Consider the following 14983-nt stretch of genomic DNA (forward strand, 5'->3'; position numbering starts at 1 on the left):
GAGCACTTCTATAAAGGAGAGGTATAACGCCCATATTGAATGTCCAGTTCCTTAAACGTCGCTTCATGCTGATTCAGGAAAAAAGTATTAACCCCTTCTGCGCCCCACCAGTTGATCCCGAGCAGGACACCGTCCGCTTTTTGGGCGGCAAACAGTACCGAGAACATGCCGGGAGATACCTCTCCACCATCATCCACCCGCCATACGGAGTAATCGTCATCCTGAACAACCGCGGGATAGTCCATAAAGGCAAGGGATTCTCCTTCTTTCAACACAAGACTGAACAGCATATCTTTATCCTGCCGCACAAACTGGACAACATATAGCTCGCGGTCCGGGGACAGATCGGCAATCTTCCCGATGCTCTGAATCTCCCGCTTCTTGACCGAAGCAATCGCCTTCCGCACGTCTTCACCCACTACCGGAGGGTGCGCCAAATCTTCATTGGCTGGCTTAACGTCTAGTAGAGACTTAGCGTTGAAATCTACTTCCGTGGTCAAATAATAGGTGGCATCGGGGACGGCGCTTCCTTCTTCGACTGTGAACAGGTATCCTGGCAAATGCGCAAAGTTGTGCGCCATCTCCCGTCCTGTCCCCTCCTCACTGCCGGGCTGCCATTTCACGAACTTCACGGTCAGCACTTGTCCGTTGTTGCCGATAGCCCGATCCAGCAGTGATAGCGCGTTGTCCTGTCCCTCTTCCTGTGCGGTAACCAGAATCTGCTTCCCCTCCGCATCGGCAAATCCGAAATTCTCGGACAACTTCCCAGTGTCCAGAACCTCTGCCGCTTCGGCGTTCTCCGCAGTCGGGGAAGCCTCTGCCACAGGCTCCGGCGAAGCTGTCTCTGCAGCGGCTGGACTCGAAGACGCTTGCGGAGCAGCGTTCCCACCGGTCTGAGCGCTCCCTGTATGATTCACAACCGAACATCCTGCCAGCATCACTGCCAGCACAGCAGTAACGGTCATCCCCGCATATTTTTTCATTCCTGTACCTCCGCCGTTAGTGGATTAGAAAATCCCCATGCTCAAGTAACGCTCACCGGTATCCGGAGCAATACACAGCACCCGCTTGCCTGGGCCGAGCCGCCGTGCCTCCCGCAGAGCAGTCCATACTGCCGCGCCGCCGGACGGTCCGATTAGAATACCTTCTTGTGCCGCCAGTGATCTTACGATATCCAGAGCATCTTCATCCGCCACCTGCACAATTTCATCGTACACCTCAGTGTTGAGAATCGCAGGAACAAAGCCAGGACTGGTGCCCACTAGCTTATGCGGACCCGGGGTTCCGCCCGACAATACCGGAGAGCCCTGTGGTTCCACCACAAGAATACGGATATCCGGGAGTTCCCGGCGCAGCACTTCCCCAGTACCGGTGATCGTTCCGCCTGTACCTGAAGTAGCTACGAACACATCCAGTCGCCCTTCCATCTGCTCCAGAATTTCCGGCGCTGTTGTGATCCGGTGAATATCGGGATTAGCCTTATTCTCAAATTGCTGTGGGATGAAGCTGTTCTCTATACTTCGGCCAAGCTCCAACGCTTTAGCGATGGCACCCGGCATACGATCCGCAGCGGGAGTCAGCACAACATCAGCACCGTAGGCTTTTAGAATATTAATACGTTCCTTGGTCATGTTGTCCGGCATAATCAGAATGGCCTTATAGCCCTTCGCGGCTGCATTCATAGCGAGCCCAATGCCTGTATTTCCGCTGGTCGGCTCAATAATTGTGCCGCCAGGCTTCAGCAGCCCTTCTTGCTCCGCCTGCAGAATCAGATTGTATGCGGCCCGGTCCTTGACACTTCCGCTGGGATTGTACATTTCCAGCTTGACATAAACTTCCGCATCCCCGGGACCGGTAAGACGGTTCAGACGCACAACCGGCGTATCTCCGATCAGTTCGGTGATATTATTGACTATTTTTGGGGACATGGTGCAGCCTCCTCATTCCATTTCATTTCTTTTCCTAAACATGCTATTCCTACATTGTAACTGTGAATAAGGCTACTGTCGAATCCAAAAACATCTACGAAATGGCCTCACGACAAAAAGCCGCTCCCCTGTAAAAGCGGAAGACGGCTTGTTGCAACCGGCTGCTTAACCGGTCAAATCATGAACCTTTACGGATTTACATTAATGGTGAATGTCGAGGTGTTGTTCTTGATTGGTGTTACGGTATTCGTAATCTTCAGGTTGTTGAAGGTCACTGAACCAACTGCCGGACCTTGACCCGGCTCAGCGGATTCATTCACCCAGATACCAACGCCGGATTTTGCGTCAAACGCGTCACCGCTCTTTTTCGCACCGGAGATCGTGATGTTATTGAAGATGGTGTCTTTTACCGGGAACTGCGGTGTATTGCCGACATAGTTCGTCTGGAACATAATGCCGTGGTATGTTGGATCAATGATATCTACATCGCTGACCCGGATTCCCTGGAACACCTTGGAGGCCGAGAATACCCAGATAGCCGGGAAGGTCTGTGCGCCCCAGAAATGTCCGCCCGCCCGCTCAATCGTAATGTTCTGGAAATTCGTGGTTGGAGAAGCTCCGAAACCATTCATCGGATAACCAAAGTCAAGCGAACTGATCGTAACTCCGGAGTATACCAGCGTATCAGCGATGTAGATGTTGCGGAACGTATTGGCATAACCGCCGTACACCGCAAGTCCAGCTGCACGCCAGGTCAGGAGTGAAGTCAGATTCTCATACACATTGTCCTTCATATCAGATCCGCCCGCATCGATGGCCGAGAACAAGGCGAAGCTGTCATCCCCGGTGGCGCGTGCTTCAATGTTGGAGACCAGGTTGTTCGTACTACCATTTGTCATATTGATTCCGTCGGCAAAAGTGTTACGGATACGGGAATTCTTGATGACCATGTAGTCCGTATTAGCACCCCAGTACATGCAGACCTGATGCTCGGTCCAGATGTTGTCGATGGTAATGTTGGCCACATTAGAGAAATCAAAGACTTTACCCGGACCGTCGATACGGGAAGTATAGTTACCGAAGTAAGCGAAATTGGCAAAAGTAGAGCCGTTCGCCGTATCGGTAGCTCTAAATCCGATATCTGTATTGCTCTGGTTGGCTGGGGCCACGAAACGTGTATACCATGGTCCTGCGCCAATGATTTTTACAGGCTTGCCGTATACCTGGAACTTGTTAGAAGTCTCATACGTACCGGCAGGCAGGTAGACACCGACGAGGTTGCCGGTAGTATCCATGCGGAATTTATCCAGTGCGTTCTGCACATCCTGATGAGTAAATCCGGTAGGCACTACATATTTGGCCGGGTCAGGATTTGGAATTGGCGACACTTGCTCCAGGTTGATAAAGTCGATGGCATATTGTGACGTATTGGCAGCATCCTTTTGCAGGCGAATCTTGCTTCCCGCCGGGATGGTGCTGTCGAACATGATATTGGCTTCGTCATAGATATGACGCGGTGAACCTGCGCTTGGCGTGTTGCCCGGGTTAGTCTCCGAGCCGTACAACCAGGCATACTTGGAAGTCAGATTGATCGCCTTGGTGAAGACACCGTTTACATAAATGTTAAGTGTAGCATCTGTTCCTCCACCACTCGGGGAATCCGGAATGGAGAAACGGGTCACCAGCGTGTTCGTGCTGGCTTTGGTGGTGAATTCCACGTAGCTGCCTGTGGTATTCAGGGTTACCGCTCTGCGGCCGGAAGCTTCACCGGCAAGATCGCCGACGTTGCGGTTCGGTGCAAGCTTAACGGCACCGCCGCCAACAACAGCATCCTCAGCTTCGTACATGTCGTAAGGCATATTAGCCCCGCGTCCTACGAAGAGAGATTGATTCTGGATGTTGTTGCCCTGTTTTACAGGAAGCTCATTGGCATCGACAGCAATCTCGCTCTTGATGTTGTACTTGCCGTTGCCGGCTGTCCAAGAACCAAGACTGATTGGAGCTGTCGTTTGTCCGCTGGCAATTACGCCATTGTAAGAACCGCTCAGCGTCTTCACTACTGCATTGGTTGTGGCATCGGTAATTGTCAGAGTAACAGCATGAGCCCCTGATGCAGAAGCCGCCGTGCCTTGGTTCTTGATCGCAATCGTGAAGTTTACCGTGCTGCCTGGCGATGGGTTGCTCGGCGACCAGCTGACGGAATCCGCAATCAGGTCGGAGCTGGATACTGCCGCAACTGTCAACGGGGACGGATTAGTGTAGCTGTTGTTGGATTTGTCCAGCTCAATAATGCTGTTATTCTCATCCACCTTGGCAGTTACTGCATAAGCTGCTGCATCCTTGGCTCCGATGTTCACAGAGACATTGGTGGAAGCTCCTGCAGCAATGGCTCCAACCGGGGCAGTACCGACAAGCGTCGTACCGAGGTAGAAGTTAACATTCGTGGCTCCAGACGCAGCCGTACCGATATTTTTCACAATAGCATTAAGTGTGATGGCATTCGTCTCTATCGGTGCTGCCGGAGACCAGGATATCCCGGTAATCGTCAAATCCGGATTAGGAGCTGGCGTGCCGAAGATTTGGAATTCAGCAATTTGACCAGCACTGGAACCGGAATTTGTCGTAATTCTGAGTTGAACTTCGCTGGCAGTAGCATTGACCGGTATGGTCACTGAATTGCCAGTGGCCGGATTAAAAGTATAGACGGTTGCCGGTACAAGACTGGAGAACGTAGTTCCGTTCTGGTCCCGCCCAAGAACCTGAATCGTTTGTGTGCGCGTAGACCAGGCCGAAGATGGATTCAATTTCAATACAACGGAGCTAAGGTTAGCATTCGCGCCCAAATTCACACTAAGCGTATTTGGATAGCTTCCGCCTGCACCTTCCCAGTAAGTATTCAAATCCCCGTCATTGGCATTGGTAGCTACGAAGGTAAATACAGAAGAGGAAGCGGTGACCGGTTTGTTCAACGCCAGGTTGGACCCTGGTCCGGTCGTCGGTGTTGGTGTTACGGTCGGCGACGGTGTTGGTGCCACTGTCGGCGACGGTGTTGGCGCTACTGTCGGAGACGGCGTTGGCGCTACAGTTGGTGATGGCGTTGGCGCTACTGTCGGAGACGGTGTTGGTGCTACTGTCGGCGATGGTGTTGGCGCTACTGTCGGCGATGGTGTTGGCGCTACTGTCGGTGATGGTGTTGGCGCTACTGTCGGTGATGGTGTTGGCGCTACAGTTGGGGACGGTGTTGGTGCTACTGTCGGCGCCACGCCCGGTGTGAGATTAAGGTTGTCCAGATTTACATTGCCAGTGTCCCCGGCATCATACTTATACGCAATCGTGTTAGTTCCGGCATTCAAGGCCAGTGTCTCTACCTTGGTGGACCAAGTGTCCCAGTTGGCCAGATTCGGCAAAGAAGTCTGCTTCACCTTTGTCCCGTTGACGTACACGCTGATGGTCTTGGTACCTCCGCTAGCATTGGCATAACGCAGCGATGCGTCATAGCTGCCGGCTGTAGGAACGTTCACTGTGAAGGTAGTGGTGGCACCTTGCGTCAGGTATCCATCTACAAATCCTGATCCAGTGTAGCCAGTGTGATCGGTGTTCACCTTCGCACCACCGGACAGCGCAGCCGCTTCGGCTTCATACGCTCCAGAAGGTGTTGCGGTCGTACCGTAGACTTCAAACTCGGAGATTTGTGCGGCTGGCCAGCCTGTATTCGCAGTAATATTCAGTCGCACATATCTTACGCTTGCTGCTGCAAAATTGATGGTTACCGTATTTCCATTGGATGGATTAAAAGCATAGCTGCTGGAAGATGCCAGATTGCTGTAACTGGAATCGTTGCTGCTTCCCTCTACAGACAGTGTCTGATTTCTGGCCCCCCAATTGGACGGCAGCTTCAGCACGACCTGATTGACATTGCTTGCTTCACCCAGATCCACTTTAAGCCACTGTGGAAAAGCATTGCTGCTGCTCTCCCAATACGTTCCCTGGTTACTATCATTGGCGTTGGAAGCCACATATACATCACCAACAGAGCTAGCTGTAATCGTCTTACCTTGGGCCAAATTTCCGGCTGCTGAACTCACAGATGGGAAAAAGGCTAACTGGCCTACAAATAATGCAGCAATCAGGCAGTACATCAGGACTGACCTTCCCGTTGAAGCTTTGCGACCTGTTATCATGAACAGCCAACCTCCATATTTTTTATGGTGAAGCTTGAACCCTCTGCAACCCTCTGGACTACACGCACCTTTTCGAAAAGAAACACGTCTTGGATGCCCAGACTCTAAATCTTGCAAACTCCCATTCCGTATACGCTTTCAAAACTGATCTTTAAGTCATCTACCGCCTCCTCCAGGATACTAAAATCGTAGAGAAACCCTTATGAAGCAGCATTCTTTACTAGTAGAAAGCCGATAGTGATCCTCTTAGACGCAGAATAGCAGCATCTTCGCATAAAAAAGAACGATCCCCTTGCTTGCGTAAACATGCATAACTGCAACTCAACACGCAATATAAGAAGATCGAACATCGGAGGATGACTATAAACTAACTAATAATGGTAATAATATAAGATACAGTAATCTTCCAGTCGATGGCAATTTCTATGATTTGTGTGTGGTATCTTACGATTTCGTAAAATATGCCAATAGTCTTATTCCAAAAGACTGACCCTTTTCCTGTAGAAAAAGCAAAAAGACCGCTTCTTCCGGCCGCAGCCTGATTTAAAGCGATCTCTGATAGCATTTGTGCCACTCTATTCGTACAGACTGCCGCTCGCCAGCTCAGATAACTTTCCTTCATCCAGAATGCTTAGGCGGCCATGCTTACGTTCGATGATGCCCTGTTCAATAAATTTACGAACAATCCGGTTCAGATGCCGGTAGCTGGTACCGAGCAGCTCCGCTGTTTCTGTCAACGTGGAGGTGCGAATCTCATCTACGTATCGTATCCCCTCACTGTCCGTGAGCAGAGACAGCAGATAGCTCGCGAACCGGTTCTCGACCGGATACAAGAGATTCAGCGCAGAAGTCTGTCCCAGCGTATAGAGCTTGTGGCTCAGTTCTCCGTATAGAAAACGCAGCAGCACCGCATTATGCTCCATTTCCTTCAGCAGCCGTCTTCGGCTGGCAAGCAGGATCAAGCTGTCTCCCACCGATTCTACCTGGTTCTTCACGGGATACTCCCGCAGCAGCTCTACATCCCCGATAATCGACATCGGCCGCGCAAAACGTACCAGCATTGACTTCCCGTTGGGCAGCAGTGTGTGAATCTTAAGGTTACCCTGGACCAGGATGAACAGATATTTCAGCTTATCTCCAACCGAGCAGACTGCCTCGCCGTTCCCGTACAATCGCAGCTCCATAGACTCGATCATGGGATTGCCAAAAATTTCGTCAAGACCGTTTTTTTCCGCCAGATGGCGAACAGCCTCCCGGTCATATATCATTTGCATTCGCCAATCCCTCCGATGCTTCAGTGTAATGTAGAATGCCCCGCAAAAAAAGGACATATGTCCTTTTTTTGCGATTTATTTCGTCTCTGCCTTAAAATACTCTTTCAGTTCATGTTCTGCCCTGTAGCGTGATACATTAAACGACTGCCATTTTTCACTCTTCTGGCTGACTTCCCATTCCCTGCGCAAACCATTGTCCAGAATCCCATTCTGACTACGGCTGAAATCAATTAGAGTCGGAATCGCTTGCGGCGATAATGTAAACAAATAATCGGCATCCAGTTTACCACTAGTGACATACCGTTCAATATTCTTGTTCGCGACGATTACGTCCAGGCAGATATAGTTCATCACGACGTACGACACCAGACCAAGCACGATATAACATTTGGCCAGAGAAATCTTCTTGCTTCCAATCCGCAGCGCTGCCAGGCCAAGCAGAAGACCCAGGAAAATCATAAACGCATGCACCAGAAAACGCGTGTAGGTATATCCGTATGCTTCCTCATATAACGACAGCCGGGTAAAGGCGGAATACAGCATAACACCAGAACAAGCTACCAGGATGTATAGCAGGACAGGGGTGATTCTTCTCAGCAGACCTTGTCCTTCACCTGAAGGCAGAAGGCATAACATAAGCAGGATGAAATTGATTCCTGTCACCATCACTAACTCGAAAAAACCGCTCCGTGCATAGTCAGCATACGTGCTGCCCGTTGGCAGGATTCCCTCCCACGCACCGAACAAATAGGAGAACTGCACGAACACAAACAGCACGTAAACCATATTAATCGAAATGAGAATCGTCGCCATGATCACAGGATCGATTCTGAACACCGGTAGTTCCGGTGTCTCCATATTTAGCTGCTTTAGTGCAGGATTCCGGGCATTCCAGCTGTAATCCTTGGGATCAACAAAGCCCCAGACAAAGCCGAAAAAGCCAAGTCCGAACAACAGTACCCACATCACCCGTACAAAACCCTCGCCCAGAGACAAGTTACCTAAAATATTGGGAAACTCCTGCACCAGATGAAGGAAAACGCCATCTGCAGAGGAAAGCAGCGAGACTACAACCAGCAGGATCGGACATGAAATGGTCAAACCAATCAACACCTTAATCAGAACCTGCTTACGCTCATCCTTGATTTTGCCACCCTGTTTGCTGCGCAACTGGGCAAAGGCTGTAGCCCAATGCCGAAAGTTCTGCGGGAGAAAATGTTCCAGCGTCTTGACAATCAGCTTTCCCTCGCCCCAGGAGAGTCTGTCTGCTCCCAGCATATACGTCATATGTAAAAGAATCAGAATCGGGATAACCAGCAAATTGAAGCCGAAGAAGAACATATCCTGAAACAACACATACGTTAGCGAGAGCAAACCGATGGCAGCAAGCCATAAGTAGCTGAACCATGAGAACGGACGCCTTTGCTCCCGGGCATAGTACAGTATAAAGACGTAAAACAAGGTCACAAAGATCGGATAAGATATGCCGGGTTGTGCGCCAAAGAACAGATACTGGTGAATGATAGCCAGCAAAAATGCAGCACCCAATACGACAAGAGGGCGGATCCGCCTTACTTCGTTTTCAGACATGGTAAATACCTCCAGTTTATTACTATCTAATCCTTATTTTAAATGTTAAAATAAGAAGATAAATAGAAAAATCGAAATTATTATTTCTTATTTTCAAAGGAGGACCCTCTCTCGTGAAGCTGCATAGCCAATATTTGAAGCTGCATTCCCGCTATGGGAGCGCCGCCGAAGTAACCGTCACCCTGGACGAGCTGGCACAAACCTTGGGCTGCACCCACCGTAACGCCCTGCATGTTGTAAATAAAATGGTCCAGCAGAGCTGGATCGTCTGGACATCCAGCCGCGGACGGGGGCGGCGCTCCACGCTGCGCTTTCTGCTGCCTTCCGAGGAGATTGCCCTGCAATCGATGAAGCAGGCGATCAGCCGCAAGGATATCCTCAGTTCCATCGAGGGTATTCGGGATCACGCCCGGTCCTCGTCGCTTCAGGACACCCTTCAGGGCTGGCTGCTCGCCTATTTCGGCCATCATTCCGAGATGCGCAGCGACAAGCAGATTGATACTTTGCGGCTGCCTGTCACACAACAACTGCATACCTTTGATCCGCTGTATATGAATTTGCTGGCAGAGTCTTTTGTGTCCAGCCATGTATTTGATGGTCTGCTGCGTCAGAGCGGGGAACAGAACGTGATCGGACCGGGGCTTGCCCATGCCTGGGAGGCCGATGAGAGCCGGACGACATGGACTTTCTTTCTGCGTAAAGAGGTCCTGTTCCATCACGGCAAGGTGCTGGGTGCCGAGGATGTCGTCTATTCCTTTGAGCGGCTGATGCAAACTTCACAGCGAACGCTCTACAGTTATATTTTCAAAGAAATCCAGGCGGTTACCGCCCTTAGTCCGACGACTGTTCAGATACAGCTCAAGAAGCCCAACGAGCTCTTCCTGCCCTTCCTCTGCACCAGCCGTGCGGCAATTGTGCCCCGGGACTGGGAAGGCGCGCGTGGTACAGATCTGGGACGTCAGCCTGCCGGGACAGGACCGTTTAAGGTCACTGAGATGCATGAGCATCTATGTGTGCTGGAAGTGTTCCCGTATTATTTTCAGGGACGGGCCCACCTGGATCGTGTAGAGATCATCTATGTGCCTTGGGAGATTGATGCATCCTCTGCCGATTCCGGTGCTGCGTTCCATGTAATCCAGAACCCATCCGCCCCCGAGTCTTCCAGCTGGAGCCGCATGCACTCCGAGTCCTCCACGCGCAAATTTGTGACCTGCAATACACACAAAAAAGGACCGCTGAGCGATCCATTGGTCCGTGGTCATCTGATCTCCTGTTTGCAAGGGGCAGCAGCTGGCAATATCCCGGAAGTTTCCGCCCCCCACGTGGGCCCACTGCAGATTGCTACTATCCCCCAATATGGGGGCGATGCAGAGGATATTGCACTCAAACTGACTGCAGCCGGCTATTCCTGCAGGGTCGTCACCGTCTCCCCGGAGGAATTCAAAGGGTCGATCCGCCTGGAATCAGATCTCATTGTCTTCTCCCTATTCCGCGATCAGGATGAACAGCTGCGGCTGTTCGACCTTTACCAGACCTTGTCGCGTCATCTGGACGCACACACGCGAGGCGATATCGAAGGTATGCTTCACAGAATCTCCCGCGAACCCGATCCGCACGTCAGAGCCGAGATCTTTCAGCGGATTGAGAAGCGTCTGACGGACGAGCATCATCTGCATATTTTATATGAAAAACCGACCCAAACCGCCTACCTCCCTTCGGTTCGCGGCGTCACCTTCAACAGCCAAGGCTGGGTCGATCTGCGTCATATCTGGTTTCCTCCGGAAGACTTGAAAGCCCGGTAACTTCACAGTTACCAGGCTTCTTCAATGGTTAAATATAGCGGTCTATTCCCTGCCAGGCAGACTAAATACCAACCCTTTTTCTATCAGGTTAGCCGACACCGGCGCCTTGCCGATCTCCCTGGCCCATACGGATAGCTGTCCCATATGATGAATCTCGTGAGCAATCACATGCCGGAGCACCTCACCCCAAGCCAGAGAGCGCACCCGCCCATCCGGCAGCAGATCAGCAAACATTTTCCGTTCCAGCTCTTCCCGCCAACCTAATACGAATCCCTCTACATCGTGCCGGAAACGTGCATCCAGCGCCCTCACCTGTGCCAGGCTTTGATACAAATTGAAATCCTCCAGAAAATCCGGCTTGCCCTGAATGGACTGAATCCAGCTCCACTCGACATCAGCAACATGGAATAGCGTCTTCAGAATGCTTCCTACTCCGCCTGTCCGTACTTTGAGAAGCTCTTCCTCCGGCACATCCTCACACCAGCGGTACCACTGCTCGCGAACCATCCAGTTATAACGAAATAAAGTCTCCAAATTATACGCCTCCGTGATAGTAATATTCTGAGTATAATATGGCGGGAGTTCTCGCAGTATGGAAAAGATAGCTTTAAAAAATCGATCCCGCGTACGTTCTCCTTACTCTCTCCTCATCCCATACCGCATAAGGCTCTCATTCAGCCACTCTGGTTAGCCACTAATTTAAATGCTTCCTGTAACCCTCTACCTTCTCATCGCGGAAGCCCAGCGTTTCATAGAATATATGTGCTTCCTTCCGCTGTTCGCCTGAGACCAGAATCATGTAATAGCAGTCCCGTTCGCGGGCTATTTCCTCTATCCGCACCATTAGCTTCTTGCCAACGCCTTGCCGGCGCGCACGCGATGAGACCACAACATTCTCAATCACCATAAACGGTCGACAATCCCCTACAAGGTCGTAACACAGAATACCCATTACTGACCCTAACAGCTCTCCATCTATAAAAGCACCCAGTAGAATATACCGGTTATCAGCCTTCACCAGCTTAAAAACTTCCTCAAGCTTACTCCGCTCTGCCGCTCTCTCCACCAGTTCATGATACAAATCGTTTAATGCGTCCAGTTGGTCCGCTTCAATTTCCTTAAGAATAACCATGATTGTCCTCCGTCGATTTATTTTTTGGGAACCTGCAGTTCAAATTGCTCCTTCTGTCCATCCCATTCAACCTCAACTTGAATTACGGCGTCCTCTTGCTCGATAGATCCGTTACTTACAGACCTTGATTTCAAATCACCAAAGTGAACCGGACCTTCAATAGTGCTACTACCTCCTCCGGTAGTCCCTTTGTAGCTGTATTTCAACTCTTTTATATCACCGAGATCGGTTTGCTTGCCCTTGTACTTGAGCTGGAAGGTGCGCTCATTCGAAGAACTGTACTCCGGCCTCACGCCTTTCTTGTCGGTCAGCGTCGTTGATGCTTTCTGTACATACTCGGCTGCCCACTGCTCCCCCTCACCATTAAACGTATAATTATACTTATAAGTCTTCGAGTTACAGGATACAAGAAGCAATAGGATTACCGCCCCTATCAGCAAAACACGTAGTGCCTTCATCATCATCCAGACCTCCTGTTTTTTGATTAAGGTAACTGTCTGCCTGGCTCAAGATCGCCCAAGTATGATTAGTACGATTAGTATAATTTTACAACAAAAAGAACTTTACCTACCAGTTATATCGTCCGCAGGACTAAACTTAGATAATACTATTATTTTCCTAACGAAAGGACCGATAAGATGTCTGACTTTGAATTCCCATCCTTGCAAACTGCCAGATTGACCTTAAGATTGTCAACAATCGAAGACAGCCATGAGGTGTATAAACATTTTGCGGATGAGGACGTCACGAGGTTCATGGATATTTCACCCTGCAAAAGCGTGGAAGAAGCTGAGGAGATCATCCAATTTGGCATAGATCACCCGGGGTGCCGCTGGGGAATATTTGAGACAATCACTGGGACGCTTATTGGCACTTGTGGTTATCATTGTTGGGTAACCCAGAGTAACGGCGAAGCCAAGGCGGAAATCGGATATGACCTGTCAAAAGCATACTGGGGTTAGGGATTTATGACAGAGGTCATGTCCCCAGTGATTTCATTTGGTTTTGAAAAAATGGGACTATCGATGATTGAAGCCACAGTGGAACCCCAGAACGAGCGATCTATCCAACTGCTGAACCGGTTGGGTTTTACCAGGCACCAAGAACTCGTAGATCAACTTGTTTACTTCCATCTGAACTCGCCATTACGTGAAACCTCTCCTGCCAGCATATAAGCCCCACATTCATAGCAAAGAAGGACAGCCCAATCAGCTGCCCTTCTCTTCATTCAAGCCCCTAGTGCTGCTCCTCATTCAAGCCCCTAGTGCTACTCTTCCTTCGTTTCTGCAGAGAAATCCGGGGGAATCCGGCGGGCTGTATCCGTTGCAATCGCCGCCTTAATCACAGCTGAACGAACATACTCTACCACCTTGTCATTAAAAATACTTGGAATGATATAATGCTCATTCAATTCGTCCGGCTGCACCACAGAAGCAATGGCCTTAGCCGCGGCCAGCTTCATATCCAGATTAACCGCCCTAGCTCTGCAATCTAAAGCCCCACGGAAAATGCCCGGGAAGCACAGCACGTTGTTGATCTGGTTCGGGTAGTCACTTCGTCCAGTAGCCAGCACCCTTACATGCGGTTCAGCCAGATCCGGTTCAATCTCCGGCGTAGGGTTCGCCATTGCGAAAACGATATTATCCTCAGCCATGCTTTTTAGCAAATCGACAGTCAAAATCCCGGCGCCAGCCACCCCGATGAACACATCTGCGCCCCGGATCGCTTCCGGCAAGCCGCCGGTAATCCCTTCGGTATTCGTACGCTGAGCCAGCCTGTTCCACTCTGCGTTGCTGTATTGTATTTTAGCCGAGAGGATGCCTTCCCGGTCTACCGCATAAATATTCCGGGCCCCCGCTGCCAGGAGCAGATTACAGATGGACACACCTGCCGCACCAATACCGACCACCACAATGCGCGCAGTTCCAATATCCTTGTCCACAACCTTGAGCGCATTCAACAGACCGGCGAGAGCTACAACAGCTGTACCATGCTGGTCATCATGAAAAACAGGAATATCCAGCTCTTCCTCCAGCCTCCGCTCAATATCAAAACAGCGCGGTGAACTTATATCCTCAAGATTGATCCCGCCAAATCCGGGAGCAACCGCTTTCACAATTTTCACGATTTCATCCGGATCCTTCGTATTCAAGCACAGTGGAAATGCATCGATATTCGCCAGTTGCTTGAACAGCATAGCCTTACCTTCCATCACCGGCATCGCCGCTTCAGGTCCGATATCGCCAAGTCCCAGCACCGCAGTGCCGTCAGTTACAACAGCTACTGTGTTTCTTTTCATCGTCAGGGAATACGCTTTGTTAGGATCTTCATGAATGGCCATGCTAACACGGGCTACACCCGGTGTATACACCTGCGACAGGTCTTCCCGGTTCTTGATCGGCATCTTCGGAGTAACCTCAATCTTACCACCAAGATGAGCCAGGAAAGTCCGGTCAGATACGTTGATTACTTTGATACCCGGCATGTCCGATAACACACCGACAATCTCGCCGTTCGCCGCATCCGGTACATTCACCGTAATATCACGGGTCGTCACATCCTTACCCGCACGTATGACGTCAATCGCAACAATATCACCGCCCACCTCAGCAATTCTGGATGCTACATCACCAAAAGACGCAATCGATTTCCGTATTTCCAGTCGGATAATCATTGTTGTCGCTATCGACATACATTCTGCCCCCTTGTCTCCATTTCTGCTTCCGCTGTACAACTCTCATACTATAGGAGATAGATTCCCATTACAATAGATGGAAATTTCAATCCCCCGCCGATCGGCTGATCATTGTCAGGATATCCAAAAGAAATGACATTAAGACACAGTATAACCCGCTATATAAGACGAACTTAAGAACCGAACGTAAAGCTCGGTCGTCACTACGGTGGAATGTTTGGACTTCCGGTCGCTGTTGTCCCCAGATTTCTTTTTTATAAACCGCTTCTAGCGGTTGAAATCTGGGCACAAAGGCGAGCGCTTCGCTCCTACAGTTCCAAACTCCCCCCTTCGCTCCTCTTCGCTTTTCATTACTTTCTTTATTTCGGCTTATACACTTAA

10 protein-coding genes and 1 pseudogene are annotated in these 14983 nt (G+C 50.4%); 2 read left to right on the forward strand and 9 right to left on the reverse strand.

Going from position 1 to position 14983, the window contains the following annotated elements:
* Window positions 1-8: 8 nt before the first annotated feature.
* The 5 genes from ACFRAM_RS13660 to ACFRAM_RS13680 all read right to left on the reverse strand — a co-directional run bounded on the left by ACFRAM_RS13660 (window position 9) and on the right by ACFRAM_RS13680 (window position 8973).
* A complete protein-coding gene (locus ACFRAM_RS13660; RefSeq protein ID WP_379466302.1) occupies window positions 9-983 on the reverse strand; it encodes a hypothetical protein in 975 nt (324 codons plus the stop codon).
* A 24-nt stretch (window positions 984-1007) separates the two neighbouring features.
* Window positions 1008-1928 (reverse strand): cysteine synthase A, encoded by a 921-nt coding sequence (gene cysK, locus ACFRAM_RS13665; protein ID WP_379466303.1) that lies wholly within the window; start codon window positions 1926-1928, stop codon window positions 1008-1010.
* Window positions 1929-2116: 188 nt separating this feature from the next.
* Window positions 2117-6109, reverse strand: coding sequence for a discoidin domain-containing protein (locus tag ACFRAM_RS13670; protein WP_379466304.1), 3993 nt, complete (start codon window positions 6107-6109; stop codon window positions 2117-2119).
* 575 nt (window positions 6110-6684) lie between these two features.
* Window positions 6685-7383, reverse strand: coding sequence for a Crp/Fnr family transcriptional regulator (locus tag ACFRAM_RS13675; protein ID WP_379466305.1), 699 nt, complete (start codon window positions 7381-7383; stop codon window positions 6685-6687).
* 75 nt (window positions 7384-7458) lie between these two features.
* Window positions 7459-8973, reverse strand: coding sequence for a DUF4153 domain-containing protein (locus tag ACFRAM_RS13680; RefSeq protein ID WP_379466306.1), 1515 nt, complete (start codon window positions 8971-8973; stop codon window positions 7459-7461).
* A gap of 113 nt (window positions 8974-9086) precedes the next feature.
* On the opposite strand from ACFRAM_RS13680, the gene ACFRAM_RS13685 reads away from it, so the two are divergent.
* The gene (locus tag ACFRAM_RS13685; RefSeq protein ID WP_379466307.1) at window positions 9087-10775 is read left to right on the forward strand and encodes an ABC transporter substrate-binding protein; all 1689 of its coding nucleotides are present in this window, start codon (window positions 9087-9089) and stop codon (window positions 10773-10775) included.
* A gap of 42 nt (window positions 10776-10817) precedes the next feature.
* Here ACFRAM_RS13685 and ACFRAM_RS13690 read toward each other — a convergent pair whose 3' ends face one another.
* From ACFRAM_RS13690 to ACFRAM_RS13700, 3 genes are all read right to left on the reverse strand, one after another.
* Window positions 10818-11309 carry a DinB family protein gene (locus tag ACFRAM_RS13690; RefSeq protein WP_379466308.1) on the reverse strand — a complete coding sequence of 164 codons (492 nt, stop codon included), beginning with the start codon at window positions 11307-11309 and terminating at the stop codon, window positions 10818-10820.
* Between the two features lie 160 nt (window positions 11310-11469).
* A complete protein-coding gene (locus tag ACFRAM_RS13695; RefSeq protein ID WP_379466309.1) occupies window positions 11470-11907 on the reverse strand; it encodes a GNAT family N-acetyltransferase in 438 nt (145 codons plus the stop codon).
* Window positions 11908-11924: 17 nt separating this feature from the next.
* A complete protein-coding gene (locus ACFRAM_RS13700; RefSeq protein ID WP_379466310.1) occupies window positions 11925-12371 on the reverse strand; it encodes a hypothetical protein in 447 nt (148 codons plus the stop codon).
* Window positions 12372-12545: 174 nt separating this feature from the next.
* Here ACFRAM_RS13700 and ACFRAM_RS13705 point away from each other — a divergent pair.
* Window positions 12546-13082 (forward strand): annotated as a pseudogene (locus ACFRAM_RS13705) (GNAT family N-acetyltransferase).
* 92 nt (window positions 13083-13174) lie between these two features.
* On the opposite strand, the gene ACFRAM_RS13710 reads toward ACFRAM_RS13705, so the two are convergent.
* Window positions 13175-14599, reverse strand: a complete 1425-nt coding sequence (locus ACFRAM_RS13710) for an NAD-dependent malic enzyme (protein WP_175374462.1) — start codon at window positions 14597-14599, stop codon at window positions 13175-13177.
* Window positions 14600-14983 lie beyond the last annotated feature (384 nt).

Origin of the sequence: Paenibacillus sp. NPDC056722 (genome assembly GCF_042790635.1) — a bacterium.
GTDB lineage: Bacteria > Bacillota > Bacilli > Paenibacillales > Paenibacillaceae > Paenibacillus_AQ > Paenibacillus_AQ agri.

Coding starts and splice junctions, on each gene's coding strand:
- ACFRAM_RS13660 (WP_379466302.1), bottom strand. CDS start 983: ATGAAAAAATATGCGGGGATGACCGTTACTGCTGTGCTGGCAGTGATG.
- cysK (WP_379466303.1), bottom strand. CDS start 1,928: ATGTCCCCAAAAATAGTCAATAATATCACCGAACTGATCGGAGATACG.
- ACFRAM_RS13670 (WP_379466304.1), bottom strand. CDS start 6,109: ATGATAACAGGTCGCAAAGCTTCAACGGGAAGGTCAGTCCTGATGTAC.
- ACFRAM_RS13675 (WP_379466305.1), bottom strand. CDS start 7,383: ATGCAAATGATATATGACCGGGAGGCTGTTCGCCATCTGGCGGAAAAA.
- ACFRAM_RS13680 (WP_379466306.1), bottom strand. CDS start 8,973: ATGTCTGAAAACGAAGTAAGGCGGATCCGCCCTCTTGTCGTATTGGGT.
- ACFRAM_RS13695 (WP_379466309.1), bottom strand. CDS start 11,907: ATGGTTATTCTTAAGGAAATTGAAGCGGACCAACTGGACGCATTAAAC.
- ACFRAM_RS13700 (WP_379466310.1), bottom strand. CDS start 12,371: ATGATGATGAAGGCACTACGTGTTTTGCTGATAGGGGCGGTAATCCTA.
- ACFRAM_RS13710 (WP_175374462.1), bottom strand. CDS start 14,599: ATGTCGATAGCGACAACAATGATTATCCGACTGGAAATACGGAAATCG.